Here is a 2,212-nt window from a genome sequence, read left to right as displayed (position 1 = left end):
CGCGTCCGCCGTCGCGACGGCCGCACGCTCGCGCACTGTGCAGGAACCCCGTCGGCATATGCCGGCGAACGTCGTCATACGGGGTATCGGACCGCGTCGACCCACGCGGTCGTGACCGCAGGAGAAGGGAAGCGATATGAAGATCCGCACGTTCATCGCCACAGCCTCGATGGTGGCCTCCGGAGGCCTCGTGGCGGTCGCCGGCCCGGCGCAGGCGGCTCTCTACACCACCTGTGTGGGTGACGGCGGCGCCGTCACCGTCGGCGGTGACCTGGTCGTACCGGCCGGGCAGTCGTGCACGCTGACCGGTACGAAGGTCAAGGGCACCGTGAAGGTGGAGGCCGGGGCCGACCTCGTCGCGGCCGGCGCCACCTTCAACGGCGGTCTCACGGTGGGCGCGAACGCCTATGTGGACCTCACCGGCACCGCGGTGAAGGGCGACCTGAACGCGCAGGGAGCCTTCGGCACGCATCTGGAAAACAGCTCCGTCAAGGGCGCGATCGCCGCCAACCAGGGCTTCCTGTACGCCGTGGACTCGACTCTCGACGGGAACGTCACAGCCCGGGCAGGCGAGTTGTACGTCTCCGGCAGCACCGTGGACGGCGACCTGACCGGTGACGCCAACCAGTACAGCGATGTCTACGACAGCACGGTCGACGGAACGCTCACCGTGAGCGGGAACTCCCTCGGCGGGGTCCTGTGCGCCAGCGAGGTGTACGGAAACACCGTGTACAAGGCGAACTCCGACGCGCTTCAGCTCGGTGGCGCCGGTCTGCTCGGTTCCTGCGACGGTGCCACGTACCTCGACAAGGACCTCACGGTCACCGACAACACCGCCAACGCCGTGCTGGACAACGCGATCGTCCGCGGCAGGCTCACGGCCACCGGCAACTCCCCGGCGCTCCAGGTCGGTGACCTGGCCCGGATCCGCGGTGGCATAACCGGCGAGACCACCGCCGCCGTGTCCGCCGCCGCCGCGCGCTCCGCCAAGGCGGCCCCGCAGGACCGCGGGAACGACCTGGCAGGGAAGGCCGCCGAGCGTGCCGACGAGGCACGTGCCGCCGCCCACGCCGCGGGCGCGACCCGTCTCTGACACACCGTAGCCGCGTCACACCGCACCGCCCGAGCCGCGCCCGCCGCCGCGTTCCCCTCCCGGTCCTGTATCCCTCGGACGGAACCCGACGGGACCCGACGGGCCACGGCGGCACGGCATCACCGGCACGGGCACCGGCACCGGAATCACCGGCGTGGCACCACCGGTACGGCGTCACACCAGCGCGACACTCCCGCACCGCGCCCCCGGCGGCGCGGCGCCCTCGAACCTTCCTCGTCTCACTTCCTCCCTCAGGAGTGGCCATGGGCCATCTGCACAAGTCCTTCGACCGCAGGGACTTCCTGCGCGCCACCGTGGGCACCACCGTGGCGCTCGCCGCCGCCTCGGTCACCGGGGCGACGGCGGCGACCGCCTCCGCCGCGACCAGCGGCCTGTCCATCCCCAAGGACCGCATCGGTATCCAGCTCTACAGCATCCGCGACAAGGTCAGCGCGCTCGGCTTCGGCGTCGTCCTGCCGGAGCTGGCCCGTATCGGTTACCGCGAGATCGAGTTCGCCGGATACACCCAGAACACCTCCATCCTGGGCCGGCAGATCACCCTCGCCGAGATCCGGCGGCTGCTGGACGACAACGGGCTGCGCGCGGTCGGCAGCCATGTCGGCATCGGCAACCTGCGCGGCAATCTCCAGGCCGAACTGGACGCCGCGCAGATCCTCGGTATGCCGCACATCGGCACCGCCAACGCGCCGTCGAACGCGAACACGGTCGCGGGCTATCTCGCCGCCGCCGAGGAGTTCAACACCTGGGGCGCGGCGGCGACCGCCCGGGGCCTCAAGCTCTACCAGCACAACCACGCGGGCGAGTTCGCCTTCGCCACCGACCAGCCGTCGGTGCGGCTGTACGACGTGTTCCTCAGGAACACCGATCCGCGCCACGTCTATCTGGAGATGGACATCTACTGGGCGTACGTCGGCCAGCACCGCTGGCCCGGCTTCGACCCGGCCGCGTATGTGCGCAACCAGCCCTACCGCTACCCGCTGTTCCACATGAAGGACGGCGACGCCAACCCGTCGAAGGCCGACGGCTTCGACATCGTCGAGTTCGGCGCGGGCGATCTGCCCTACGAGAAGTTCGTCCGTGACATCGGTCCCCGCGCCG

General features: G+C 70.5%; 2 protein-coding genes. Both read left to right on the top strand.

Annotated elements, in window-relative coordinates:
- Positions 1-136 precede the first annotated feature (136 nt).
- Positions 137-1,093 carry a hypothetical protein gene (locus tag BFF77_RS18685; protein ID WP_066951045.1) on the top strand — a complete coding sequence of 319 codons (957 nt, stop codon included), beginning with the start codon at positions 137-139 and terminating at the stop codon, positions 1,091-1,093.
- Between the two features lie 263 nt (positions 1,094-1,356).
- On the top strand, positions 1,357-2,212 hold an 856-nt coding region (locus tag BFF77_RS18680), incomplete at its 3' end, for a sugar phosphate isomerase/epimerase family protein (RefSeq protein ID WP_066951041.1).

The sequence above is a fragment of the Streptomyces lushanensis genome (assembly GCF_001700515.1).
In the GTDB taxonomy this organism is placed as follows: Bacteria; Actinomycetota; Actinomycetes; order Streptomycetales; family Streptomycetaceae; genus Streptomyces; species Streptomyces lushanensis.
The sequence above is the reverse complement of the archived record's forward strand: the minus strand, read 5'-3'. Positions and strand labels throughout refer to the sequence as shown.